We start from the raw sequence: 23595 nt of genomic DNA, 5'->3' as shown, positions 1-23595 counted from the left end.
TGCCTGGCCTCTGATCGACAGTGAGGGGAGCACCCGGTGCGGGACGCGGCGCAGACCGAGGAGCTGGCCCTGCGGGCGGCGGCCGGCGACGAGGCGGCCCTGGACGGACTGCTCCAGCAGATCCGCCCCGAGGTGGTACGGCGCTGCGGGCGCTTCCTGCCCTGCCGGGAGGACGCCGAGGAGGCCGCGCAGGACGTCCTGCTCCAAGTGGCGCGGAGGATCACCACCTTCGAGGGCCGCAGCCGCTTCGGCACCTGGCTCTACACCGTGGTCGCGAACTGCTCCCGGCAGAAGTACCGGGAACTCAAGCGACGGGCCGCCGAGCAGCCGGTCGCGATCGACGCCTCCCAGCAGGTCGATCCGCGCACCACGAGCGTGATCGCCGGCTCCCGTGTCGACCTGCTGGAGGCGCTGGAGCGTCTGGAGCGCGAACACCCCCACCTCGTGGCGCCGTTGGTCTACCGGGACATCTGCCAGCTGGAGTACGCCGAGGTCGCCGAACGCGTCGGGATTCCCCTCGGCACACTCAAGTCCCGGTTGCACGAGGCGCGCAAGCAGGTCAGGCCATGGCTGGCGGAAGCCTCCTGACGGATCCCCGAATCACGTGCCGGGCCCGGGCGTCGGGTGCGTCGGTGAGGGACGGGCCGCGGGCGGGCGCGGTGCGGCAGGGGGACCTGCATAGGGTGGGCCCGTGAAGGAGACGAACAGCAGACCACTCGCCGTGTTCGACCTGGACGGCACGCTCGCGGACAGCGCGCACCGGCAGCGGTTCCTGGAGCGCACGCCCCGCGACTGGGACGCGTTCTTCGCGGCGGCGCCACAGGACCCGCCGCTGCCCGAAGGGATCGCGCTGGCGCTGGAGAGCGCACGCGAGTGCGAGGTGGTCTACCTCACCGGCCGCCCCGAGCGGTGCCGCCGGGACACCGTCGACTGGCTGGCCGCGCAGGGCCTGCCCGCCGGGCGCATCTGGATGCGGCGCAACGACGACCGCAGGCCCGCCCGCCGCACCAAGCTGGAGATCCTGCGCCGACTGGCCCGCGACCGCGAGGTCCGCGTCCTCGTCGACGACGACGAACTCGTCTGCACGGACGCCGAGCGGGCGGGCTTCAGGGTCGTACGGGCGCGCTGGGCGACGACGTCGGCGGCGCTGAAGGACGCACAGGAGCGGGAAGGGCGGACCTGACCGAGCCGTCGGGGACCCGGCCGAGGGGGGCCGGGCGGGTCCGCTCGAAGGAAGCGGGTCGGATGAGGGCGCTCAGTCGCTCTCGTCCAGGCGGAAGCCGACCTTCAGGCCGACCTGGTAGTGCTCGATCCGCCCGTTCTCGATCTGCCCCCTGACCTGGGTGACCTCGAACCAGTCGAGGTTGTGCAGGGTCTGCGAGGCACGGGTGATCCCGTTGCGGATGGCCTGGTCGACCCCCTCGTGGGAGGTGCCGACGATCTCGGTGACCCGGTACGTGTGTTCGGACATGCGGGTGCTCCTCTCCGTGGCGGGTGTGCCCCGCGTCATTCCACGGTGCCCCACGGTGCGGCGGTCCGCGAGATGTCGGAGCGTGCCGCGGGGAAAGCTGCTCCCCGTCCGCGTCCGGAGGAACCCGGTGAGGGCCGCCCGCGCCCGGCTCCGGACGCAGCCTTCCGTAGTCGACCCTTGACGGAACGATTGGTCCATACCAAAATCCAGAACACCCGTGCGAGCGCCATGCTCGTCCCCCACGTCGGGCCTCCCTTCCCCCTGTCCGCAAGGCAGAACAGGACCCCTCGTGAGACTCCGCCTCCTCGCCGCCGTATCCGTCACCGCCTTCCTGGTCACCGCCTGCGGAGCCCTGCCCGACAGCGGATCGGGGCAGCGGACGGTCACGGTGTGGCTGATGAAGGACAGCGCCTCAAAGGACTTCCTGAAGAGGTTCACCGAGGACTTCGAGCGCACTCACGGCGCCCTGCGCCTCGACATCCGCATCCAGGAGTGGACCGGCATCGGCGAGAAGGTGCAGGCGGCGCTCAAGGAACGGGACGAGTCCGCACCCGATGTGATCGAGGTCGGCAACACCCAGGTGGCGCAGTACGTCGACGGCGGCGGACTGAGCGACCTGACCCTCGAGTCCATGCGGGACTGGGGCATGAACGCCTGGCTGCCCGGCCTCGCCGAGCCCGGCCGCTTCGGCACCCGCCAGTTCGGCGTCCCCTGGTACGCGGCCAACCGCGTCGTCATCTACCGCAAGGACCTGTTCGAACGGGCCGGCATCAAACAGCCGCCGAAGAGCCGCGAACAGTGGCTCGCCGACACCGAACGCCTCAACTCCGCCGGAAACCAGGGCATATACCTGGCAGGACAGGACTGGTACACCTTGTCCGGGTTCATCTGGGACGAGGGCGGCGACCTCGCCAAGGAGACCTCCAGCGGCAATTGGGAGGGCACACTCCAGACGCCGGCCGCCGTACGGGGCATGGACTTCTACCGGCGGCTCCAGGCACTCGGCGACGGGCCCGTGGACGCCGACGAGGAACACCCGCCGCAGTCGGGTGTGTTCGCCAAGGGCCGGGTCGCGCAGATCGTCGCGGTCCCCGGACTCGTCCAGGCGATCGAGCGCACCAATCCCGCGCTCAAGGGCAAACTGGGCTTCTTCCCCGTGCCCGGCAAGACCGCCGCCGCTCCCGGCGCGGTCTTCACCGGTGGCTCCGACCTGGTGGTGCCCAAGAACACGGACGACCGGGAGGGCGCGACGGCCGTGGTCGCCGCCCTCGCGGGCGCCAAGTGGCAGACCGAGCTGGCCCGCACGATGAACTACGTGCCCAACAAGACGACCCTCGCCGACGCCGTCGCGGGCGAGGAAGGAGCCGCGGCGATGGCGGCCGGCGCCGCCCACGGCCGCGCCACCCCCACCTCGCCCCGGTGGGCCGCGGTCGAGGCCGACAACCCGATCAAGGACTACATGTCGAAGGTGCTGAGCGGCGCCGACCCGGCGACGGAGGCCCGGCGCGCCTCCGCCCGCATCACCAAGACCCTGGCGGACGACGGCGAGTGACACGGGGCGGCCGGTGCCGTGGGACCGCGGGTGCCGTGGGAACCGGAGCAGGTCGGTGCCGGAGCACGCCGGGGTCGGACCATCGCGGTGCCGGATCATCGCGGTGCCGGGGCGGGCCCCTGTCGGCGCCCGCCCCGGCCCTGTCGGCGATCCTGTCAGCGGTCCTGGCCCGCGACGCTCAGCGACAGCGCGAAGCGTCCCTCCACGTCCGTCCACCAATGGGTCAACGCGAAGCCGGCCGAGGCCAGTTCGGCCCGCACACCGTCCTCGCGGAACTTCGCCGAGACCTCGGTGCGCAACTCCTCGCCCCGCGCGAAGTGCACGGCGAGGTCGAGGGCGGGGATCTTCACCGTCTGAGCGGCCCGCGAGCGCAGCCGCATCTCGATCCACTCCTGTTCGGTGTCCCACAGGGCGACATGGTCGAACGCGTCGGGGTCGAAGTCCGCCTCCAGCTCACGGTTGACGACGCTCAGCACGTTCTTGTTGAACGCGGCCGTCACCCCGGCCGCGTCGTCGTACGCGGCGACCAGGACCGACTCGTCCTTGACCAGGTCGGTACCGAGCAGCAGCGCGTCGCCGGGCGACAGCAGCGCCCGTACGGACGCCAGGAAGGCGGCGCGTTCGGCGGGCAGCAGGTTGCCGATCGTGCCGCCGAGGAACGCGACGAGCCGCGGCCCGGGGGTGTCGGGCAGCGTGAGGGAGCCGGTGAAGTCGGCGATCAGCGCGTGCACGCCGAGGCCGGGACGCTCGGCGGCGAGCGCCTGACCGGCCTGGGTGAGCGCGCTCTCGCTGACGTCGACGGGGACGTAGGTGTGCAGGCCGGGCAGCGCGTCGAGGAGATGGCGCGTCTTCTCGGACGAGCCGGAGCCCAGCTCGACGAGGGTGCGCGCGCCGCCGGCCCGGGCGATCTCCCCCGCCCGGGCGAGCAGGATCTCCCGCTCCGCGCGTGTGGGGTAGTACTCCGGGAGTTCGGTGATCTTGTCGAAGAGTTCGCTGCCGTGGGCGTCGTAGAACCACTTGGGCGGCAGCGTCTTGGGTGTTCCGGTGAGGCCGTGCAGGACGTCCGCGCGCAGCGCGGCGTCCGTGGCGTCCTCGGGGAGGGTGCGGGTCAGAAGGAACGGACTCACGTACGGGGCTCCTTCGGCTGTGCGGGTGCCATGTCGTCGTTCATGTCCTTGAGAGGGGTGAGCAGCACCTCGGTGCGGCTCGCCGTGAGCAGGGTGTGGTCGGGGACCTCCCGCCAGTGCGGGTCGTCGTCGTACGGCTCGGAGGCCACGACGGTGCGGGGGCCGGGCCCGGAGAGGTACCAGAGGGTGTCGCCCCAGGCGGTCGCCACGATCGTCTCGCCGTTGGTGAGCACCAGGTTGAGGCGGGAACCGGGGGCCGCCTCGGCGACCTCCACGACCGTGTCCGCCAGCGCCTGCCCCTCGTCGTCGCCGCCGCGCAGCCGGTGCAGGACCAGCGCCCAGACGAGCGCGGAGTCGCAACGGGCCTCCAGCGACAGCACCTCCTGCGCGGGCAGGGTCGTGGCGAGCGGCGCGAGCGAGCCGGGCCACCCGGCGACCGCGCCGTTGTGGCTGAACAGCCAGGGGCCCGCGGCGAACGGCGCCGCCGCGGCCTCCCCGTCGGCGCCCGCCACGGTCGCGTCCCGCACCGCGGCGAGCAGCGCGGAGGTGCGGACGACACGGGCCAGGTCGGCGAACGACTGGTCGCCCCAGATGGGCACGGCGCGCCGGTAACGGGCGGGCACCGGGTCCCCGGTGGCGTACCAGCCCACGCCGAACCCGTCGGCGTTGACCGTCCCGTGCCGCTGCCGCCGGGGTGCCCACGCCTGCCGGAACAGGCTGTGCTCCGGTTCCACGAGGAGCGCGCCGAGCGACTCCTCGGGCCCCAGGAACGCCAGATGACGGCACATCAGGCACTCCCGGGTCCGGCGTCGCGCGCGGTGCGGAACCCGCTGAAGATCTGCCGCCGGATCGGGTAGTCCCAGTTGCGGAACGTGCCCCGGCAGGCCACCGGGTCCACGGCGAACGAGCCGCCGCGCAGCACCTTGTACTCCGGCCCGAAGAAGACCTCCGAGTACTCCGGGTACGGGAAGGCCGCGAAGCCGGGGTAGGGCGACAGGTCGCTCGACGTCCACTCCCACACATCGCCGATCAACTGCCGTACGCCCAGCGGGGATTCACCCGCAGGATAGCTGCCGGCCGGCGCCGGGCGCAGATGCCGCTGGCCGAGGTTGGCGTGCTCGGGCGTCGGGTCGGCGTCGCCCCACGGATAGCGCCGGGAGCGGTCGGCCGCCGGGTCGTGCCGGGCCGCCTTCTCCCACTCCTCCTCGGTGGGCAGCCGCCGCCCCGCCCAGCGGGCGTACGCGTCGGCCTCGTACCAGGAGACGTGCAGCACCGGCTCGTCGGGCGGCACGACCTCGGTGACGCCGAACCGGCGCCGCAGCCACTGCCCGCCTTCGCGGCGCCAGAACAGCGGCGCCTCGATGCCGTGACCGCGGACGTGGTCCCACCCCTCGGGGGTCCACCAGCGCTCGTCGCCGTACCCGCCGTCCTCGATGAAGGCCAGGTGGGCGGCGTTGGTGACGGGCGTGGTGTCGATGAAGAACGACGGCACGGTCCGCCGGTGCGCGGGGCGTTCGTTGTCCAGCGCCCACGGTTCGGTGGACGTGCCCATCGTGAACGGGCCACCGGGGACGAGGACTTCGGAGGGTCCGGTGAACCGAGGTACGGGAGCGGGGTCCGGCGCCGTCAGCGCGGCCGGCCCCCGGCGCAGCTGATGGGTGATCAGCATGGTCTCGTCGTGCTGCTGTTCGTGCTGCGCGATCATCCCGAAGGCGAACCCCGCCCGGGTCAGCTGCGTGCCGTGGAACGCGGTGCCCTCCAGCACGTCCAAGGCCCTGCCGCGGACCTCGGCCGCGTACTTGCGGGCCTCCGCGGGCGGCAGCAGCGGCAGCGAGGGGCGCTCGGCGCGCGGATGCTCGAACGCGTCGTACAGCCCGTCGATCTCGGGACGCATCGCGTCGCGTCCCGCGACCGCGCGCAGCAGCCACAGCTCCTCCTGGTTGCCGATGTGCGCGAGGTCCCACACCAGGGGCGACATCAACGGCGAGTGCTGTGCGGTCAGCTCGGGGTCCTCCACGCAGGACGTGAGGAGCGCGGTGCGGTCGCGGGCCGTGGTGAGCGCGTCCCGCGCACGCTCCCTGAGCGACTCCGGGTCCGTGAGCGTTTCGGGGGCGGTCATGTGCGGATGTCCTTCCCGTGGAACTGACCGTACGAACGACTGTGCGAAGGATTGGGGGTGCGGGCCGACGAGTGCCCCTGGAGGCTGCTGAGCAGATCGTCGGCGGGGCAGCGACCGCGGGCCACATAGCGCTCGGTGAACTCCGCCACGGCGTCCAGGACGGCCGTCGTGGCACCGAGCCGGGGCAGCGCCTCGGCCGCCGCCGCGAAACAGACGGTCGCGGCCTCCCGCAGCTCCGGATCGGCCAGACCGAACCGCGCGGCGTCCCGCCACAGCGGATTGCGCGGGGCGGCCAGGGGGCCGGCCCGCTCCGCGAGCGGCTTCACCGTCCGGTAGGCGGTCTCGGCCGCGTCGGGATCGTCGAAGAGCGCCGCCGTCACGGCGAGCGGCACGATCCAGCCGTCGTCGCCCGGCTGCGCGTCGATCATGCGCAGCTCCAGATGCCCGCGCGGCCGGACCGGCGGGAACAGGGTCGTCAGGTGATAGTCCAGATCCTCCTTGCGCGGCGGGCTGCCCGACCGCGTCCAGTCACGGAACGTCATGTTCTCGGGCACGTCCCAGGGGCCGCTGGACGCCCGTACGCACATCACCGGGGAGTCCAGGACGTGCCGGGCCCAGGCGGCGCGCGGCTCGACGCCCGGTTGCGGCGCGTCGGTGCGCCCCGGGTCCATGGCGGTCCACAGCGACTGACGGGTGGAGAGCCAGCCGGTGCGCCGCCCCCGGGCCATCGGGGAGTGGGCGAACGCGGCCACGAGGACCGCGCCCAGCTGGTGAGCCAGCCACCAGCGGCGCCCGTGGCCGAGCGGGCCCGGCTCCTCGTACCCGGCGTCCAGGCACACCTGGACGGACGCGGAGGTGCACATCATGGCCCGGCCCTCGGGCCCCGCGCGGTCGAGACAGTGCTCCATGGCGTCGTACCTGGGCTCATGGAGGAAGCGACGCGGCGGGTTCCACGGGTCCTGGCCGTAGCCGATCAGGCCGAGACCCGCCGCGCGCAGCGTCGCGCGGACGGCGTCGAGGTCGGCCGAGACGGACCCGATGCACTCCATCAGGGAGGCGGCGGGAGCGGAACTGAGCTCAAGCTGGCCGCCGGGTTCGACGGTGAGCGCCGAACGCAGGGGCAGGGTCCGCAGTGCGGCGTAGGCCGCTTCGAGTCGTGCGGAGGGGACGGGGAGCCGCGGCTGCCGCAGCTCGTGGACGAGCCATTCCACTTCGACACCGAGGTATCGGGGCGGCCCGGTCTTGAAGCAGATGCCTCGGACCAGAGCGTCGACCTCGGCCTCGGTGACGACGGAGTGGGACTCCGTACAGTCACTCACCGAATCGGACATGTAGGGATCCTCCTGAGATTCCAGCATGCCGCCGGCCCGGGATCTTGTGGGCCGGACCGGCAATCATCCGTCCCACCCAAGACCCTCGCGGCGGTTCGCACAAGGGTGCAGATCGCCGCTTTCGGGACCGCCAAACACTGTTTGCGGGGCCGCGAAACTCTGTTGCGCCGCATGACCAGCATCGCTCACGATGCGTTCATGGGCACGACGGGGGAGATCGCGCGGGGAGCGCTCGCGGCACGTACGGGGGTCGCGCCATGAGCGCTCGCCTGCGCGCGACGGCACTTCGGACGGAGGGAATCGTCGCGGCGGGGGCCTACCGCGCGTCCGACGGACGTGAGGTCCCGATCGGCGCGGCGGTGGCGGCCGCCCGCGCCGGCACGAGGATGCACGGTCCGGAACCGGTGGAGATCCCTCCGTTCGCTCCGCGGGAGACGGTGTTCGAGGTCACCGGCGAGAGCAGCCTGCAGGCCGCCCGCAGGCTCACCGGGGACGATCCCGTCGCCGTACTGAACTTCGCCTCGGCGCGCAACCCCGGCGGCGGTTACCTGAACGGCGCGCAGGCCCAGGAAGAGGCCCTGTGCCGGGCCTCCGCGCTGTACACGTGCCTGGCCGGGGTCCGTGAGTTCTACGACCACCACCGCTCCCACCGCGATCCGTTCTACACGGACCGGGTGATCCACTCACCCGCCGTGCCCGTCTTCCGCGACGACCGCGGCGCCCTCCTCGACGCCCCGTACCACGCCGGATTCCTGACCGCCGCGGCGCCCAACGCGGGCGTGGTCCTGCGCAGGACGCCCGAGCGCGCGGCCGAGCTGCCGGGCGCCCTCGCGGTGCGCGCCGAGCGGGTCCTGGAGACGGCCGTGGCCCACGGCTACCGGCGACTGGTGCTCGGAGCGTGGGGCTGCGGCGTCTTCCGCAACGACCCCGCACAGGTGGCGGACGCCTTCCACGCCCTGCTGGGCGCCGACGGCCGGTTCGCCGGAGCCTTCACCCAGGTCGTGTTCGGAGTGCTCGACCGCACCCGCGGGTCGGTCACCCTGGGCGCTTTCGAACGGACATTCGCGGAGTCGGCCGTGCGACGGTAGCCGAACGGCTCACCGCCAGCCGTAGCGCTCCCGCAGCCGGTGCACCACGAGGTTGAAGCGCATCCGGTCCAGGGCGCACGCCTCGCGCCGCATGCCGGCCTCGTGCAGCCGCAGCACCCGGTCCACGTCCACCCACGAGTCGCGCCCCGACCGGTCCCACGGACCGCTGCCGATCGGCACCCACTCACGGTCGCCGTCGTGCCGCTTGCTGGAGAGCTGCACGGCGAGGAACGTGCCGGCGGCCTCGCGGGCGACGACGAGCACCGGACGGTCCTTGCCCCGTCCGTCGTTCTCCTCGAAGGGCACCCACGTCCAGACGATCTCACCGGGATCGGGGTCCCCGTCGTGCGCGGGGGAGTACTCGGTCCGCACCCGGCCCACCTCGCGGGGCTCGGCCTCGGTGGTCGCGGAGGGGCCGTGGCGGCCGGGCACGTCTTCGTCGGTAAAGGCAGTCACGCGGGCCACGTTAGAGCCTGCGGGGTGTGCACCGACGGGCAGGGCCGACCTCCGCTGACGGGACGCCGGCCCGCGGGCCTGCGGTACGAGACCCCGTGGACACACGACTTCGGGTGTACGGGAGCCAACTCCCGTACACCCGACGTCTCAGCGCCTCACCCCTCGTCGTTCTCCACGGCCACCTTCTCCGTGCGCGGTGCGGTGAAGCCGTTGAGCCCCGCGGCCGTGCCGTTCGGCGCGGTGCCGTTCTGGTTCATCGACGCGAGCAGCTGCCGGGCCAGACCAAGCCCGGTGCCGCCCATGGTGAGCGCCTTGGCGAACATGTCCGACATGCCGTCGGCCCCGTTGAGCAGGACCATGTGGTCGACGTTGCCGAACGCGCTCGCGCCCGCCTGGACGATCTCCGGCCAGTTCTCGGCGAGTTGCTGGGCGACCACCGCCTCCTGGTTCTCGGCCAGGGCGGCGGCCCGCGCCTTGATGGCCTCGGCCTCCGCCAGACCCCGCGCACGTGTCGCCTCGGCCTCCGCCAGACCCTTGGCCTGAGCGGCGGCCGCCTCCGCCTCACCGGTGGCGCGGGTCGCCGTCGCGGCGGCCGCACCCCGGGCCTTCGTCGCCTCGGCCTCGGCGTTGGCGGCCGTCTTGACCCGGTTCGCCTCGGCCGCGGCGGCCAGTTCGGTCTCCTTCGCCTTGGCCTGGGCCGACGAGATGCGTGCGTCGCGGTCGGCCTCGGCGCGGGCACGGATCTCGTACGCCTTCGCGTCCGCCGGCTTGCGGACGTCCGCCTGGAGCTGCTGCTCGCGGCGGTGCGCCTCGAGTTCGGCGACCCGGGTCTCCTGGACGACGACGTCCTGCTGGGCGGCGGCGAAGGCGAGCGGTCCGGCCTGCTGGGCCTTGGCGGCGGCCTTGTCCCGCTCGGCCTGGTAGCCGGCCTGGAGGATCTCGCTGTCCCGGGTCGCCTCCGACATCCGTGCCGCGGCCTGCTGTTCGGCCTCGGTGGCGAGACGATTCGCCTCGGCCTGCGCGATACGCGCGTCGCGCTGGACGGCGGCGGCGTGCGGCATGGCGAGGTTCTTGATGTACCCGGTCGGGTCCTCGATCTCATGGATCTGCAGCGAGTCGACGATCAGGCCGAGCTTCTCCATCTCCGTACCGCACGCGGCACGGGTCTGACCGGTCAGCTTCTCCCGGTCGCGGATCATGTCCTCGACGGTCAACCCGCCGACGATGGACCGCAGATGACCGGCGAACACGTTGTGCACCCGCTCCGACATCATTTTTTGCTGGTCGAGGAAGCGGCGGCCCGCGTTGGCGATCGACACGAAGTCGTCGCCCACCTTGAAGATGACCACGCCCCGCACCTTCAGCGGAATGCCCTGGGTGGTCACGCAGTCCACGTGCAGCTCGGTCTCGTTGAGGTCGAGCGAGATCTTGCGCACCGCCTGCACGCCCGGCAGCACCAGCGTGCCGCGCCCCGTCACGATGCGGAATCCCATGCCTTCTTCAAGGCCCTCGGTCCGATGCTTCGAACCGGAGATGATCAGTGCTTCGTTGGGCTCCGCGACGCGCCACATGAGCTTGAAGACCACAACGACGAAGATCAGCGCGAGGACGGCTGCCCCCGCGACGACGCCGACAACCATCGGCATACGCCCCCTTTGCATGGTGCCCTTTCGGCACCGAACGAACGGGAGTGTGCTCCTGCGCAAGGCCGGGGTACAGACGCTGACAGATCCTTGTCGCAATCTTGACGCATACGGCTCTCACCTGGGACGAAGGCCTCACATACGAGCTGTTGACGACGATGCGCGGGGAACCCGCCGACGGCCGCGTCGTCGCGGCGCGCCGATCGGTGCACGCCGGGAGGCGGAGGGCGCGGTCACCGGCTCAAGCCCTGCGAGGTGAGGGCGCGTTCACCGGTTGGTCCCCGCGAGGCGCGGGGCACGGTCAGCTGTGCACAGCGCACGGCGGAGGGCGCGGTCACCGGCTCAAGCCCTGCGGTGCGCGGTGCCGACGGATGCCGTGCACTGGAGCGCGTCGCACGCCGAACTTCCCTGCGGCGCACTCCGGTCGGTGTCGGCGTCAGCCGTCGTACGCGGCCGACACGTACACCGTGCGCGGCGGCAGGTACTCCACCACCATCACGACCGTGCCCCGCTCGATGCGCTCCTTCGGCGTGGCGGGGTACGCGAGGAAGTGCTCGGCGCCGCCACGCACCCGGACGATCACCTCGCCGACGAGCCCGGGCCCGACCGTGCCGGTCACCCGCCCCATCAAACCGACCATCGACGCGTCGCCCATGGTCACAGGGTAAGGCCGGAACTCGCTCACGCCGCCGGTGAGTCGGCGGAGTCCGCGTGAGTCCGGTGCGGAGGCCACCGCTCGTGCCAGCGCCCGTCCGCCTCCAGTTGCGCGGCCAGCGACACCAGCAGGGGTTCGCTGTTCGCGGGGCCGAGCAACTGGGCGCCCACAGGCAGTCCGTCACCGACGAAGCCCGCGGGCACGTTGACCCCCGGCCAGCCGAGGATGTTCCACGGCCACGCGTAGGGGCAGGCCGCGATCATGGCCCGGTCGGTGCCCAGGCCGTTGAGGTTCACCATCGAACCGATCCGCGGCGGGGGAGCGGCGGTCGTCGGAGCGAGCAGCACGTCGTACGTGTCGAAGAGCGCGCCGACCCGCCGGTGCAGGGCGGCCTCCGCCTTGCGGGCGGCCCGCAGGGGCGCGCCGCCGAGCAGCCGGCCCAGCCGGGCGGCGTCCAGGGTGCGCCGGTCGAGCAGGTCCTGCCGCGGCACCTCGCGCACGTGTTCGGCGAGCCCCGCCGTGGCGCGCGGGATGAAGGTGAGGCCGATCCGCCCGTAGCGCGGCTCCGCCTCCTCCACCACGTGCCCGAGCTCCGCCAGCCGTTCCGCCAGGGCGACGACACGCGCGCGTACGGAGGGGTCGAGACGGGCGGGCAGCGCCGTGAACGGTGGCTTCAGCGACAGTGCGATGCGCAGCCTTCCGGGGTCGCGCCCCACCGCGTCCTGGACACGCAGCGCGGGCGGGCGGTGCAGATCGCCGTCGTGGTTGCCGCTCGCCGCGTCCAGGAGGAGGGCCGCGTCGGCGACCGTGCGGGCCAGCGTGCCGTTGACCGTGATGCCCTGGAACGACTCCGGGCGCGGCCAGGTGGAGATCCGGCCGCGCTGCGGCTTGATGCCGACCAGATGCGTCCAGGAGGCAGGGATACGGACCGAGCCCGCACCGTCCGAGCCCAGCGCCGCGGGAACCAGACCCGCCGCCACGGCGGCCGCCGAACCCCCGGACGAGCCGCCCGGTGTGTGGTCGTGGTGCCAGGGATTGCGGGTGGCACCGAAGGCGGGCCCTTCGGTGAAGGGCCACTGACCGAGCTCGCACGTGTTGGTCTTGCCGACGACGACCGCTCCGGCCGCCCGCAGCCGGCGGACCGCCTCGCCGTCCCGGTCCTTCGGCGGGAAGTCGCCCGGACAGCCGAACGCGGTCGGCTCACCCGCCACGTCCATGTCGTCCTTGACCGCCACCGGCACCCCGAGCAGGGGCCGCCGCACCCCGGCCGCCAACTGCGCGTCCGCGGCGTCCGCCTCGGCGAGGGCGGCCTCGGCGCGCACCACGCGGAACGCGTTCAGGGTCGGCTGCGTCGCCTCGATCCGTGCCAGCGCACGTTCGGTCAACTCCCGCGCGCTCACCTCGCCGTCGGCGAGCGCGCGGGCACATTCGGCCAGACCTGCGGCACGGTCGGGAACCATCCGGGACACCTCCGAAGCACTCTGTCTACCGAACGGTAACCTCCGGACGCTCCGACCGGTACGGGAAGGGCAACTTCCATTGAGCCAAATGGAGTTCCGCACGTCGCGGGGCCCCTGGACCCCCGGCACGGAACGGCTCGCCGGGGTTCTGCAAGGATGCCGTACGTCATGGTGCAGATACCGAAGCAGTCCGCCCCGTCGTCCCCCGCCCAGCGCCCCGTGCCGACGAGCGCCGATGTGGCCCGTCTGGCGGGAGTGTCCCGCGCGACCGTCTCGTACGTCCTGAACAACACCAGCGCCGTCCGGATCAGCGAACCCACCCGCCGCCGCGTCCACGAGGCCGCCAAGGAACTCGGCTACGTCCCGCACGCCGCCGCCCGCAGTCTGCGTGCCGGACACAGCCGCATGGTCCTCATGCCCGCCCCGACCGTCCCGGTGGGCCCCCTCTACAGCCAGTTCTTCAACGAACTCCAATGGGCGCTGAGCCGCCTCGACTACACCGTCGTGCAGTACGGCGGTCTCGGCCTGCACGGCGACGAGGCGGCCCGCGCCTGGGCGGAGCTCCGTCCGGTCGCCGTCCTGGTCCCCGGCACCGGCCTCAGCCCCGAGGGCCTCGCCGTCCTCAAACGGGCGGGCGCCCGTGCCGTGGTCACCCTGGGGCCCGAACGCGTCGAGGGCGCCCACGCACTGCTCATGGACCACGACCGCGTCGGCCACAGCGCGGGCGCCCACCTGCTGGCCCGCGGACGTCGCCGGATCGGCGTAGTCATGCCCGGCGAATCCGGACTGGAGATCTTCTCCCGGCCCCGCCTCGACGGCGTCCGCCGCGCCCTGCGCGGCAGCGAGGCGTCCGTCACCGAACTGCCGCTCGCGTACGCGGAGGAGGACGCCGCGCGGCTCGCCGCGCGCTGGCGCACCCTGGGCCTCGACGGTGTGTTCGCCTACAACGACGAGTACGCCATGCTGCTGATGCGCGCCCTGCAGGACGAGGGCGTCGGCGTCCCGGACGAGACGGCCGTCATCGGCGCCGACGACCTGATGCTCGGCCGGCTCCTGCGGCCCCGCCTGAGCACCGTCCACATCGAGTTGCCGTCCGGCCGGGACCTCGCCGAACTGGTCGACCGCGCCGTCCGCCGGCCGGGTGCGGCGCCCGAGACGCACGAGGTCCTTGGCGCGCGGGTCGTGCACCGCGATTCGAGCTGAGAGAGGCTGGGCCCGGACCCGGGTCTGTGTGAGGCTGGGGGCTGTTCCCCGCGGACACCGGACACCGGAGGCGCGACATGCGGACCACGGTCGGCATCATCGGCGGCGGGCCGGCAGGCCTGCTGCTGGCCCGGCTGCTGCACCGGACGGGGATCGACTGCGTCGTCCTGGAGAGCAGGGCACGGTCGTACGTCGAACGGCGCCAGCGCGCCGGGATGCTGGAGCAGGGCACGGTCGACGCGCTGCGCGAGAGCGGAGCCGGTACGCGCCTCGGTGTCGAGGGCATGGTCCACCACGGGATCGAACTGCGCTTCGAGCGCGAGCGCCACCGCATCGACTTCCCCTCGCTCACGGGCGGCCGTACGGTCACGATCTACGCCCAGACGGAGATCGTGAAGGACCTCGTCGCCCTCCAACTCGCCGACGGGCCGCCGCTGCTGTTCGGGGCGCGGGCGCTGGCCGTCGAGAAGGCGGAGAGCGAGGCGCCCGTCGTACGGTTCGTGCACGAGGGCCGCGAGCTCACCCTGACCTGCGACTACGTGGTGGGCTGCGACGGCTCCCACGGCATCGCCCGTGACGCCGTCCCCGTGGACGCCAGCCGCACGTACGCCCACGACTACCCCTACTCCTGGCTCGGCGTCCTGGCCGAGGTGCCGCCCTCCTGCGAGGAACTCGTCTACGCGCGCGGCCCGGGCGGTTTCGCGCTGCACAGCATGCGCTCGCCGTCGCTGTCACGGCTGTACCTCCAGGTCCCGAACGGCACCGTCGGCGACGACTGGCCCGACGACCGCATCTGGGACGAACTCGCCGCGCGCTTCGCGATCGACGCCGACTGGCGGCTGGAACGCGGCCCGATCACCGCCAAAGGGGTGACCCCGATGCGCAGCCTCGTCCACGAACCGATGCGCTACGGACGGCTGTTCCTGGCCGGCGACGCCGCCCACATCGTGCCCCCGACCGGCGCCAAGGGGCTCAACCTCGCGGTGTCCGACGTACGGGTCCTGGCCCGTGGCCTCGCCGAGCTCTACCGCACCGGTTCACCCGAACTCCTCGACGCCTACTCGGACTTGTGTCTCGACCGGGTGTGGCAGGCCACCCGCTTCTCGTACGACATGACCAGGATGCTGCACGCGCAACCGGACGGGGACGCCTTCGACCACCAGGTGCAGCTGGCACGGCTGCGCCGGATCACGGCATCCCGCTCCGCGGCGGCCGAACTGGCCGCCAACTACACGGGACTTCCGCTCACCGTGTGAGCCCGTCGGACCCACTGGTGACCAGAGAACGATCGGAGAGAGCCGTCATGCCGTTGCTCGACCCCACGAACTGGCAGCCCCGTCCCCTCTCGGGCGGCGGGCACACCGTCACCGAGCCCGCCACCGGCGACTCCCTCGGCGCCGTCACCCTCGCCACCGCCGAGGACGTCGCCACGGCGGCCCGCGCGGCGAGCGCCGCCCAGCCGGAATGGGCCGCACTCCCGCACTTCGCGCGCGCCGCCGTACTGCGCAGGGCGGGGGACCTCTTCGCCGCGCACGCCGACGAACTGCGTGACTGGATCGTCCGCGAGTCCGGCTCCATCCCCGGCAAGGCCGACTTCGAACTGCATGTCGCCGCCCAGGAGTGCTACGAGGCCGCCGCGCTCGCCTCGCGTCCGGTCGGCCAGATCCTGCCGTCGGAGGCGCCCCGCCTGTCGTACACACGGCGCGTGCCCGTCGGCGTCGTCGGCGTCATCGCCCCCTTCAACGCCCCGCTCATCCTGTCGATCCGCTCGGTGGCCCCCGCGCTCGCCCTCGGCAACGGCGTCGTGCTCAAACCCGACCCGCGCACCGCGGTCTGCGGCGGCCTGGCACTCGCCGCCGTCTTCGCCGAGGCGGGCCTGCCCGACGGGCTGCTGCAGGTTCTGCCCGGCGGCCCCGAGGCCGGACAGGCCCTCGTCGCCGACCCGCACGTACCGGTGATCTCCTTCACCGGCTCGACCGCGGCCGGACGCGCGGTCGGTGAGGCCGCGGGCCGTCACCTCAAGCGGGCGCACCTCGAACTGGGCGGCAACTCGGCCCTGATCGTGCTGGAGGACGCCGACATCGACGCGGTCATCTCCACGGCTGCCTGGGGCTCGTTCTTCCACCAGGGGCAGATCTGCATGACGACGGGCCGCCATCTGGTGCACGCCTCGCTCTACGAGGAGTACGTCGAGCGGCTCGCCGCCAAGGCCGACTCCCTCGCCGTCGGCGACCCCTACCGCGAACAGGTGCACCTGGGACCGATCATCGACCGCGCCCAACTCGACAAGATCCAGGGCCTGGTGGAGTCCAGCACGGCCCACGGGGCGAAGCTCGCGGCGGGCGGCTCGCACGAGCGGCTCTTCTACCGGCCGACGGTGATCGCCGGGGTCGACGACACGACTCCCGCGTACACGGAGGAGGTCTTCGGCCCGGTCGCCCCCGTACGCCCCTTCAGCACGCCCGAAGAGGCCGCGGCCCTCGCCTCCGCGGGACCCTACGGCCTCTCACTGGGCATCGTCACCCGGGACACCGCGCGCGGCCTCGACCTCGCCGAGCGCATCCCGACCGGCATCGCCCACATCAACGACCAGACCGTCAACGACGAGGCCGTGGCACCCTTCGGCGGCATCGCCGCCTCCGGCACCGGAGCACGCTTCGGAGGCGATGCCAACCTGGACGCCTTCACCGACGTGCGCTGGACGACGGTCCGCGGCGACGTCGCCGCGTATCCGTTCTGAGGACGCGTGCACGACGGGCCGGCGGTCCCGAGGGACCGCCGGCCCGTCGTCGGCTCACTGGCCGTTCTGCTGGGCCTGCTGCTCCGCGATGGACTTGCGGACCTCGTCCATGTCCAGCTTCCTGGCCTGCCCGATGACGTCGTCCAGGGCGGCCTCGGGCAGCGCCCCGGGCTGGGCGAAGATCGCCACCTGGTCCCGCACGATCATCAGCGTCGGGATCGACTGGATGTCGAAGGCGGCGGCCAGCTCCGGCTGTGCCTCGGTGTCCACCTTGGCGAACACCAGGTCCGGGTTGGCCTGAGCGGCCTTCTCGTAGACGGGGGCGAACTGACGGCACGGCCCGCACCAGGACGCCCAGAAGTCGATCAGGACGAACTCGTTGTCCGCGACCGTCTGGTCGAAGTTCTCCTTGGTGAGCTCCACGGTGCTGCTCATGCGCGTTTCCTTCTTCCTCGCGTCCGGGTCATACCGGTTTGCACAACGCCGCCTTCCAGGGACGTATTCCGCGCACGTACCCATGTGGAAACGGCGCACACCACCGACCAGACTGGCCCCCATGACGGAAACGGAATCCATCGCCTATGACGTAGTGGTGCTCGGTGCCGGACCCGTGGGGGAGAACGTCGCCGACCGCACCCGCGCGGCCGGTCTGTCCACCGCGGTCGTGGAGAGCGAACTCGTCGGAGGCGAATGCTCGTACTGGGCGTGCATGCCCAGCAAGGCCCTGCTGCGCCCGGTGATCGCCCGCGCCGACGCCCGCCGCGTGCCCGGCCTGCGCCAGGCCGTGCAGGGCCCTCTCGACGCCCCCGCGGTACTCGCGCACCGCGACTACTACACGTCCCACTGGAAGGACGACGGCCAGGTCGCCTGGCTCGACGGCATCGGAGCGGACCTGTACCGCGGCCACGGCCGGCTCGCCGGACCGCGCACGGTGACGGTGGAGGGGGCGGACGGGACCCAGGTGCTCACCGCCCGGCACGCCGTCGCCGTCTGCACCGGAAGCCGCGCCCTCCTGCCCGACCTGCCGGGACTCGACCAGGTCAAGCCCTGGACCAGCCGCGAAGCCACCAGCGCACAGGCCGTGCCCGGACGGCTCGTCGTGGTGGGCGGCGGCGTGGTCGCCACCGAGATGGCCACGGCCTGGCAGGCCCTCGGTTCGCAGGTCACCCTCCTGGTGCGCGGCAAGGGCCTGCTGCCGCGCATGGAGAGCTTCGCCGGCGAAATGGTCGCCGAGGCGCTCACCGAGGCGGGCGTCGACGTGCGCACCGGCACCTCGGTGGCATCGGTGACGCGCGAGGGCTCCACCGTGGTCGCCGTGACCGGCGCCGGCGACTGCATCGAGGCCGACGAGATCCTCTTCGCCACGGGCCGCGCGCCCCGCACCGACGACATAGGCCTCGACACGCTCGGCCTGGAACCCGGCTCATGGCTGGAGGTCGACGACAGCCTGCGAGTGACCGGCAGCGACTGGCTGTACGCGGTCGGCGACGCCAACCACCGCGCACTCCTGACCCACCAGGGCAAGTACCAGGCCCGGATCGCGGGCGCCGCCATCGCCGCCCGCGCCGCCGGGGTGCCCCTGCTGGAGTCCGACCCCTGGGGCGCGCACGCCGCGACCGCGGACCATTCGGCCGTGCCGCAGGTCGTCTTCACCGACCCGGAGGCCGCGGCCGTCGGGCTCTCCCTGGCCGAGGCGGAGCAGGCCGGCCACCGCGTGCGCGCCGTGGACGTCGACATGGCGTCCGTCGCGGGCGCGGGCCTGTACGCGGACGGCTACCGCGGCAAGGCCCGCATGGTCGTCGACATCAACCGCGAGATCCTCCTCGGCGTCACCTTCGTCGGCCCCGGGGTCGGCGAACTGATCCACTCGGCGACCATCGCCGTCGCCGGGCAGGTACCGATCAGCCGCCTCTGGCACGCGGTCCCGTCCTACCCGACGGTCAGCGAGGTGTGGCTGCGCCTCCTGGAGGCGTACCGGGACTGAGGGGTCAGGCCAGGGACACCAGCTCCAGGTACTCATCGCTCCACAGGTCCTCGTCCGCGTCCGGGAGCAGCAGCACCCGGTCGGGACGCAGGGCCTCGATGGCGCCCTCGTCGTGGGTGACCATGACGATCGCGCCCGGGTAGGTGCCCACCGCGCCCAGCACCTCGGCACGGGAAGCCGGGTCGAGGTTGTTGGTGGGCTCGTCCAGGAGCAGCACGTTGGCGCCGGAGTGCACGAGACCCGCCAGGGCGAGGCGGGTCTTCTCGCCCCCGGACAGGACGCCGACGCGCTTGTCGGCGTCGTCGCCGGTGAACAGGAACAAGCCGAGCACCCGACGCACCTCGCCGTCGGTGAGGTGCGGCGCCGCCGCGGCCAGATGGCCCCGGACCGTGTCGGCGGGGTCCAGCGTGTCGTGCTCCTGGGCGAAGTAGCCCAGGCGCAGCCCGTGACCGTGCACCACGCGCCCGCTGTCCGGGCTGTCCTGCCCGGCGAGGAGACGCAGCAGCGTGGTCTTGCCCGAGCCGTTGAGGCCGAGGACCACCAGTCGGCTGCCCCGGTCGACGGCCAGGTCCACCCCGCTCAGGACGCGGTGATCGCCGTACGACTTGGACAGCGCGACCGCACCGAGCGGCATCCGTCCGCAGGGTGCGGGCTCGGGCAGCCGGATCCTGGCCACCTTCTCCGCCCTGGTCACCGGTTCCAGGCCGGCGAGCATCCGGTCGGCGCGGCGGGCCATGTTCTTCGCGGCGACCGCCGTCGACACGTAGGCGCGCATCCTGTCGGCCTGCGCGTGCAGCGCCGCCGCCTTCCGTTCGGCGTTCGCCCGCTCCCGGGCACGGCGGCGCTCGTCCGCCTCGCGCTGCGCGAGGTAGGCGTGCCAGCCCGTGTTGTGGACGTGGAGCGTGGCGTGGTGCGGGTCCAGGTGGAAGACGCGGTTGACCACGTCGGCCAGCAGCGAGGTGTCGTGGCTGATGAGCACCAGTCCGGCCCGATGGTTCGTCAGGAAGCCGCGCAGCCAGGCGATCGAGTCGGCGTCCAGGTGGTTCGTCGGCTCGTCCAGCAGCAGTGTGCCGTGGTCCGCGAACAGGATGCGGGCCAGCTCGACCCGGCGTCGCTGTCCGCCGGACAGGGCGCCGACCGGCTGGTCCAGGACCCGGTCGGGGAGGCCGAGGCCCGCGGCCACCCGCGCCGCCTCGGCCTCGGCCGCGTAGCCTCCGCGCGCCTGGAACTCGGCCTCGGCGCGCGCGTACGCGTTCATCGCGCGCTCCGACCCGTCGGCCATCGCGGCCTCGGCCGCACGCAGCGTGCGTACGGCCTCGTCCAGACCTCGCGCCCACAGGATGCGGTCGGTGACGGTGACCGCGGGGTCGGCGGCGCGCGGGTCCTGCGGCAGGTAGCCGAGCGCCCCCGTCCGGGAGACGGACCCGGCCGCGGGCCGCGCCTGTCCCGCGAGGGTGTTCAGGAGGCTGGTCTTGCCCGCGCCGTTACGGCCGACCAGGCCGACGCGGTCGCCGGGGGAGACGTGGAAGGAGATGTCGGACAGCAGCAGACGGGCGCCTGCGCGCACGTCGACACCGCGAACGGTGATCATGGGAGAACGCTCCGGGAATCAATCGGCAAAAGGACACACGTGTGGCGTGGAAGCGGGTCCTTGAGCTAAGAGATTCGGGGCGTAGACATGGGCCCAGGCTAACGAGCACGGGTCGCGCGCCGCCACCGGTTTTCGCTCCGCGAGGGGTTGCCGAGTCGGTCGCCGGGAGTGCCAGATCTCGTAGGTCATCCGGTACCGGCCGGATCGGCCTGGACGGCCTCGTCCTCGAACGCCGGACGGGCTGAGGGCTGCGCCCTCCGCTCCCGGGCGGGACGGGCCGGGAGGGCCCACCGGGACTCGTAAGGCACCCGGCACTCAGCCAGATCGGCCCGGACGGCCTCGTCCTCAAGCGCCGGACGGGCTGAAAGGTGGCTCTCTGCCCTCAAAGCGGGACGGGACGGGAGCTGGCGTCGGACGGGAGCTGCTGGGCGGGACGGGAGGTGCTGGGCGGGACGGGAGGTGCTGCTGGGCGGGACGGGGGCTGCTGCCGGGGCGGGACGGGGGCTGCTGCCGGGCGGGACGGGAGCTGCTGCTGGTCTGGACGGGGGCTGCCGTCGGACGGGCCTATGACCGACCCGGCCCCACTCGCACCCGCAGCCGCCTCCTCACCGAAGGGGCCGTGCCGGTGCATCACATGCCCGTTGCGGACGATGCCACGGACCCACCGCACTGACACACCGGACCAGACGAGGGCTGCAACGGGCGGATCACCGGCACGGCCCCGACCCACCCACCGGACGGACGGCGAAACGGCCCGCACCACATCCGCACCCGCACCACATCCGCACCCGCACCCACCAACACACCCGCCGAGCAGCACGGCTCCCTCACCCGGGCAGCGAGAAACCCAGGACCGCCGCAGCCCGTTCCGGCGTCGGCTGGCCCCAGAGTTCCGCCATCGCCTGGTTCGACGCCAGGGACCGCAACTCGGCGCGGTCGAGATACAGCGTCCCGCCGAGGTGATCCGTCTCGTGCTGGACGATGCGGGCGGGCCAGCCACTGAACACCTCGTCGACCTCACGGCCGCGCTCGTCCAGCGCCCGCAGCCGCACCTGAGCATGCCGCTCCACGACGGCCTGCCAGCCCGGCACACTCAGGCAGCCCTCGAAGAACGCGGCCCGCCCCGCTCCGACCCCCTCGTACGAAGGGTTCACAAGCACCCGGAACGGCTGCGGCACCCGCCCCCGCGCGAGCCGCACCTCCTCGGACACGGGAGCCGGATCCTCGATCACGGCGAGCCGCAGCGGCACGCCGACCTGCGGCGCCGCGAGCCCCACGCCGGGCGCCGCATGCATCGTCGCGCGCAGCGCGGCGACGAAACGGGCCAGCAGCCCGGCGTCCAGCTGCCCGTCGAAGGGCTCGGCCGGCTGCCGCAGCACCGGGTCGCCGGCCGCGACGATCGGCAACGGCCCTTCGTGGTCGAGGAGTTCCTCGACCAGGTCGCTCAGAGGGCGGGACAGGCCGGAGTCACGTTCGGATGCCATCGCGCCAGGATGCCAAGCAGGACCGCGCCGAGCGAGGCGGCGCCGGGCGAGTCCCGGACCTTTCTCCCGCACCCACCCCTCCCCCTGCTCCCCTGTGACCCACACCACACAAAGCCCCGGGAACTCGATGCGTTCGCCCCCCGACTACTGGACCGTCACCCCGAAGGGGAGCCCAACTCCCCGTCCGGTGGCCCCTTTCCGCCCCCTGCCCGACCGGAGACCCCCACCCATGTCCACCGCTCCCTCGACCACGACGGACGACCCCACGCCCGTCACGCCGACCCCGTCACGAAGAATCCGGGCCACGCTGCGCCCTCTGGTCCTGCGCCTGCACTTCTACGCGGGCGTACTGGTCGCCCCGTTCCTGTTGGTGGCCGCCGCGACCGGATTCCTCTACGCCGCCTCGTTCCAGGCGGAGAAGATCGTGTACGCGCACGAACTGACCGTGCCGGCCGGCGACCGCGAACTGCCGTTGTCCCAGCAGGTGGCCGCGGCCCGCAAGGCTCACCCCGAGGGCACGGTCTCGGCCGTGCGGCCCTCCCCGGAGGCGGACGCGACCACCCGGGTGCTGCTCTCCGGCGTCCCGGGCGTCGACGCCGACCACACCCTCGCCGTGTTCGTCGACCCGTACACGGGGAAAGTGCGTGGAGCCCTGGAGCAGTACGGCTCCACGGGCGCGCTCCCGCTGCGCACCTGGATCGACGGGCTTCATCGGGACCTGCACCTCGGCGAGAACGGCCGGCTCTACAGCGAACTCGCCGCGAGCTGGCTGTGGGTGATCGCGGGCGGCGGCCTGGTGCTGTGGTTCGGCCGCCGAAGGGAGCGGCGCAAGGTGCGCGGCACCGCCGGACGGCGCCGCACCCTCGGACTGCACGGCACGCTCGGCGTCTGGGCGGCCACCGGCTTCGTCGTCCTCTCCGCGACGGGGCTGACATGGTCGGCGTACGCCGGCGCGAACATCGACGAGCTGCGGACCTCGCTCGGCCAGGCCACGCCCTCCGTCTCGGCCACGACCGGCGGTGACCACGCGGCGCACAGCGGTGCGAAGTCCGGCGAGGCGACCGCGCAGGACCTGGACGCGGTCCTCGCGGCGGCACGGGCCGTCGGGCTCGGCGACCCCGTCGAGATCGTCGCGCCCGCGGACGCCTCGTCGGCGTACGTCGTGAAGCAGATCCAGCGCAGCTGGCCCGTGAAGCAGGACTCGGTGGCCGTGGACCCGGCGACCGGCGAGGTCACCGACGAACTCCGGTTCGCCGACTACCCGCTGCTGGCCAAGCTGACCCGCTGGGGCATCGACGCGCACACCGGCACGCTGTTCGGCCTCGTCAACCAGATCGTGCTGATGGCCCTCGCGCTCTCGCTGGTGCTGCTGATCGTGTGGGGCTACCGCATGTGGTGGCTGCGCGGTCGGGCGTCGGCGTTCGGGCGGCCCATTCCGCGTGGCGCGTGGCAGCAGGTCCCGCCGCAGATTCTGGTCCCGGCCATGGCGGCGGTCACCGTTCTCGGCTACTTCGTCCCGCTGCTCGGCATCCCGCTCGCCGTGTTCGTCGCCGTGGACGTCCTCCTCGGCGGGATCGCCCACCGCAGGGGGAGGCGAACCCCCGCCGCCGGATGACGGGATCAGTCGACCGGCGAGCGGCGACACGCAAGGGGCCGACCACCTGGAGTGGCCGGCCCCTGCGTCTGCGACG

At 72.8% G+C, this 23595-nt stretch carries 21 protein-coding genes; 9 read left to right on the top strand and 12 right to left on the bottom strand.

The window, feature by feature from the left end:
- The first annotated feature begins 36 nt into the window (after positions 1–36).
- Complete coding sequence (locus tag ACZ4IF_RS06515) at positions 37–588, top strand: RNA polymerase sigma factor (protein WP_467560136.1); 552 nt, start codon at positions 37–39, stop codon at positions 586–588.
- A 103-nt stretch (positions 589–691) separates the two neighbouring features.
- Positions 692–1183, top strand: coding sequence for a phosphatase domain-containing protein (locus ACZ4IF_RS06510; protein ID WP_467560134.1), 492 nt, complete (start codon positions 692–694; stop codon positions 1181–1183).
- A 72-nt stretch (positions 1184–1255) separates the two neighbouring features.
- Here the strand turns inward: ACZ4IF_RS06510 and ACZ4IF_RS06505 are convergent, their stop codons facing one another.
- Positions 1256–1471 carry a dodecin gene (locus ACZ4IF_RS06505; protein WP_345656767.1) on the bottom strand — a complete coding sequence of 72 codons (216 nt, stop codon included), beginning with the start codon at positions 1469–1471 and terminating at the stop codon, positions 1256–1258.
- A gap of 289 nt (positions 1472–1760) precedes the next feature.
- Here ACZ4IF_RS06505 and ACZ4IF_RS06500 point away from each other — a divergent pair, with 289 nt between their 5' ends.
- Positions 1761–3023, top strand: coding sequence for an extracellular solute-binding protein (locus ACZ4IF_RS06500; RefSeq protein ID WP_467560131.1), 1263 nt, complete (start codon positions 1761–1763; stop codon positions 3021–3023).
- 155 nt (positions 3024–3178) lie between these two features.
- On the opposite strand, the gene egtD is transcribed toward ACZ4IF_RS06500, so the two are convergent.
- Genes egtD through egtA form a run of 4 tightly spaced genes read right to left on the bottom strand, consistent with a single transcriptional unit; the run spans position 3179 to position 7600 of the window.
- A complete protein-coding gene (gene egtD, locus ACZ4IF_RS06495; RefSeq protein ID WP_467560129.1) occupies positions 3179–4150 on the bottom strand; it encodes an L-histidine N(alpha)-methyltransferase in 972 nt (323 codons plus the stop codon).
- Positions 4147–4938, bottom strand: a complete 792-nt coding sequence (gene egtC, locus ACZ4IF_RS06490) for an ergothioneine biosynthesis protein EgtC (protein WP_467560127.1) — start codon at positions 4936–4938, stop codon at positions 4147–4149. The genes egtD and egtC overlap by 4 nt, the downstream gene beginning before the upstream one ends.
- A complete protein-coding gene (egtB, locus tag ACZ4IF_RS06485) occupies positions 4938–6269 on the bottom strand; it encodes an ergothioneine biosynthesis protein EgtB (RefSeq protein WP_467560125.1) in 1332 nt (443 codons plus the stop codon). The genes egtC and egtB overlap by 1 nt, the downstream gene beginning before the upstream one ends.
- On the bottom strand, positions 6266–7600 hold the full coding sequence (gene egtA / locus ACZ4IF_RS06480) for an ergothioneine biosynthesis glutamate--cysteine ligase EgtA (RefSeq protein ID WP_467560123.1): 1335 nt from the start codon (positions 7598–7600) through the stop codon (positions 6266–6268). Before egtA ends, egtB begins: the two co-directional genes overlap by 4 nt.
- Positions 7601–7857: 257 nt before the next feature.
- On the opposite strand from egtA, the gene ACZ4IF_RS06475 reads away from it, so the two are divergent.
- A complete protein-coding gene (locus tag ACZ4IF_RS06475; RefSeq protein WP_467560121.1) occupies positions 7858–8688 on the top strand; it encodes a TIGR02452 family protein in 831 nt (276 codons plus the stop codon).
- A 9-nt stretch (positions 8689–8697) separates the two neighbouring features.
- Here ACZ4IF_RS06475 and ACZ4IF_RS06470 read toward each other — a convergent pair whose 3' ends face one another.
- From ACZ4IF_RS06470 to ACZ4IF_RS06455, 4 genes are all read right to left on the bottom strand, one after another.
- The gene (locus ACZ4IF_RS06470; protein WP_095938053.1) at positions 8698–9144 is read right to left on the bottom strand and encodes a type II toxin-antitoxin system PemK/MazF family toxin; all 447 of its coding nucleotides are present in this window, start codon (positions 9142–9144) and stop codon (positions 8698–8700) included.
- A 155-nt stretch (positions 9145–9299) separates the two neighbouring features.
- Positions 9300–10790 carry an SPFH domain-containing protein gene (locus ACZ4IF_RS06465; RefSeq protein ID WP_467560119.1) on the bottom strand — a complete coding sequence of 497 codons (1491 nt, stop codon included), beginning with the start codon at positions 10788–10790 and terminating at the stop codon, positions 9300–9302.
- A gap of 433 nt (positions 10791–11223) precedes the next feature.
- Positions 11224–11442: a hypothetical protein gene (locus tag ACZ4IF_RS06460; protein WP_467560117.1), complete on the bottom strand. Its 219-nt coding sequence runs from the start codon at positions 11440–11442 to the stop codon at positions 11224–11226.
- Positions 11443–11468: 26 nt separating this feature from the next.
- Positions 11469–12911 (bottom strand): amidase, encoded by a 1443-nt coding sequence (locus tag ACZ4IF_RS06455; protein WP_467560115.1) that lies wholly within the window; start codon positions 12909–12911, stop codon positions 11469–11471.
- Positions 12912–13070: 159 nt separating this feature from the next.
- Between ACZ4IF_RS06455 and ACZ4IF_RS06450 the strand changes: the two genes are divergently transcribed.
- The 3 genes from ACZ4IF_RS06450 to ACZ4IF_RS06440 all read left to right on the top strand — a co-directional run bounded on the left by ACZ4IF_RS06450 (position 13071) and on the right by ACZ4IF_RS06440 (position 16845).
- Positions 13071–14105, top strand: a complete 1035-nt coding sequence (locus tag ACZ4IF_RS06450; protein ID WP_467560113.1) for a LacI family DNA-binding transcriptional regulator — start codon at positions 13071–13073, stop codon at positions 14103–14105.
- Positions 14106–14182: 77 nt separating this feature from the next.
- Positions 14183–15361 (top strand): 4-hydroxybenzoate 3-monooxygenase, encoded by a 1179-nt coding sequence (locus ACZ4IF_RS06445; RefSeq protein ID WP_467560111.1) that lies wholly within the window; start codon positions 14183–14185, stop codon positions 15359–15361.
- Positions 15362–15408: 47 nt separating this feature from the next.
- Positions 15409–16845: a benzaldehyde dehydrogenase gene (locus ACZ4IF_RS06440; RefSeq protein ID WP_467560109.1), complete on the top strand. Its 1437-nt coding sequence runs from the start codon at positions 15409–15411 to the stop codon at positions 16843–16845.
- A gap of 54 nt (positions 16846–16899) precedes the next feature.
- Here the strand turns inward: ACZ4IF_RS06440 and trxA are convergent, their stop codons facing one another.
- Positions 16900–17364: a thioredoxin gene (gene trxA / locus ACZ4IF_RS06435; protein WP_359488316.1), complete on the bottom strand. Its 465-nt coding sequence runs from the start codon at positions 17362–17364 to the stop codon at positions 16900–16902.
- Positions 17365–17401: 37 nt separating this feature from the next.
- On the opposite strand from trxA, the gene ACZ4IF_RS06430 reads away from it, so the two are divergent.
- On the top strand, positions 17402–18829 hold the full coding sequence (locus ACZ4IF_RS06430; protein ID WP_467560107.1) for a dihydrolipoyl dehydrogenase family protein: 1428 nt from the start codon (positions 17402–17404) through the stop codon (positions 18827–18829).
- A gap of 4 nt (positions 18830–18833) precedes the next feature.
- On the opposite strand, the gene ACZ4IF_RS06425 is transcribed toward ACZ4IF_RS06430, so the two are convergent.
- Together ACZ4IF_RS06425 and ACZ4IF_RS06420 are read right to left on the bottom strand one after the other, a co-directional pair.
- Complete coding sequence (locus tag ACZ4IF_RS06425) at positions 18834–20420, bottom strand: ABC-F family ATP-binding cassette domain-containing protein (RefSeq protein WP_467560105.1); 1587 nt, start codon at positions 20418–20420, stop codon at positions 18834–18836.
- Between the two features lie 827 nt (positions 20421–21247).
- On the bottom strand, positions 21248–21904 hold the full coding sequence (locus ACZ4IF_RS06420; RefSeq protein WP_467560103.1) for a peptide deformylase: 657 nt from the start codon (positions 21902–21904) through the stop codon (positions 21248–21250).
- A gap of 229 nt (positions 21905–22133) precedes the next feature.
- On the opposite strand from ACZ4IF_RS06420, the gene ACZ4IF_RS06415 reads away from it, so the two are divergent.
- Positions 22134–23519 carry a PepSY-associated TM helix domain-containing protein gene (locus tag ACZ4IF_RS06415; protein ID WP_467560102.1) on the top strand — a complete coding sequence of 462 codons (1386 nt, stop codon included), beginning with the start codon at positions 22134–22136 and terminating at the stop codon, positions 23517–23519.
- The last annotated feature ends 76 nt before the right edge of the window (positions 23520–23595 follow it).

This window comes from Streptomyces sp. NPDC025784 (genome assembly GCF_055558435.1).
This window is presented reverse-complemented; position numbering and strand designations above follow the sequence as displayed.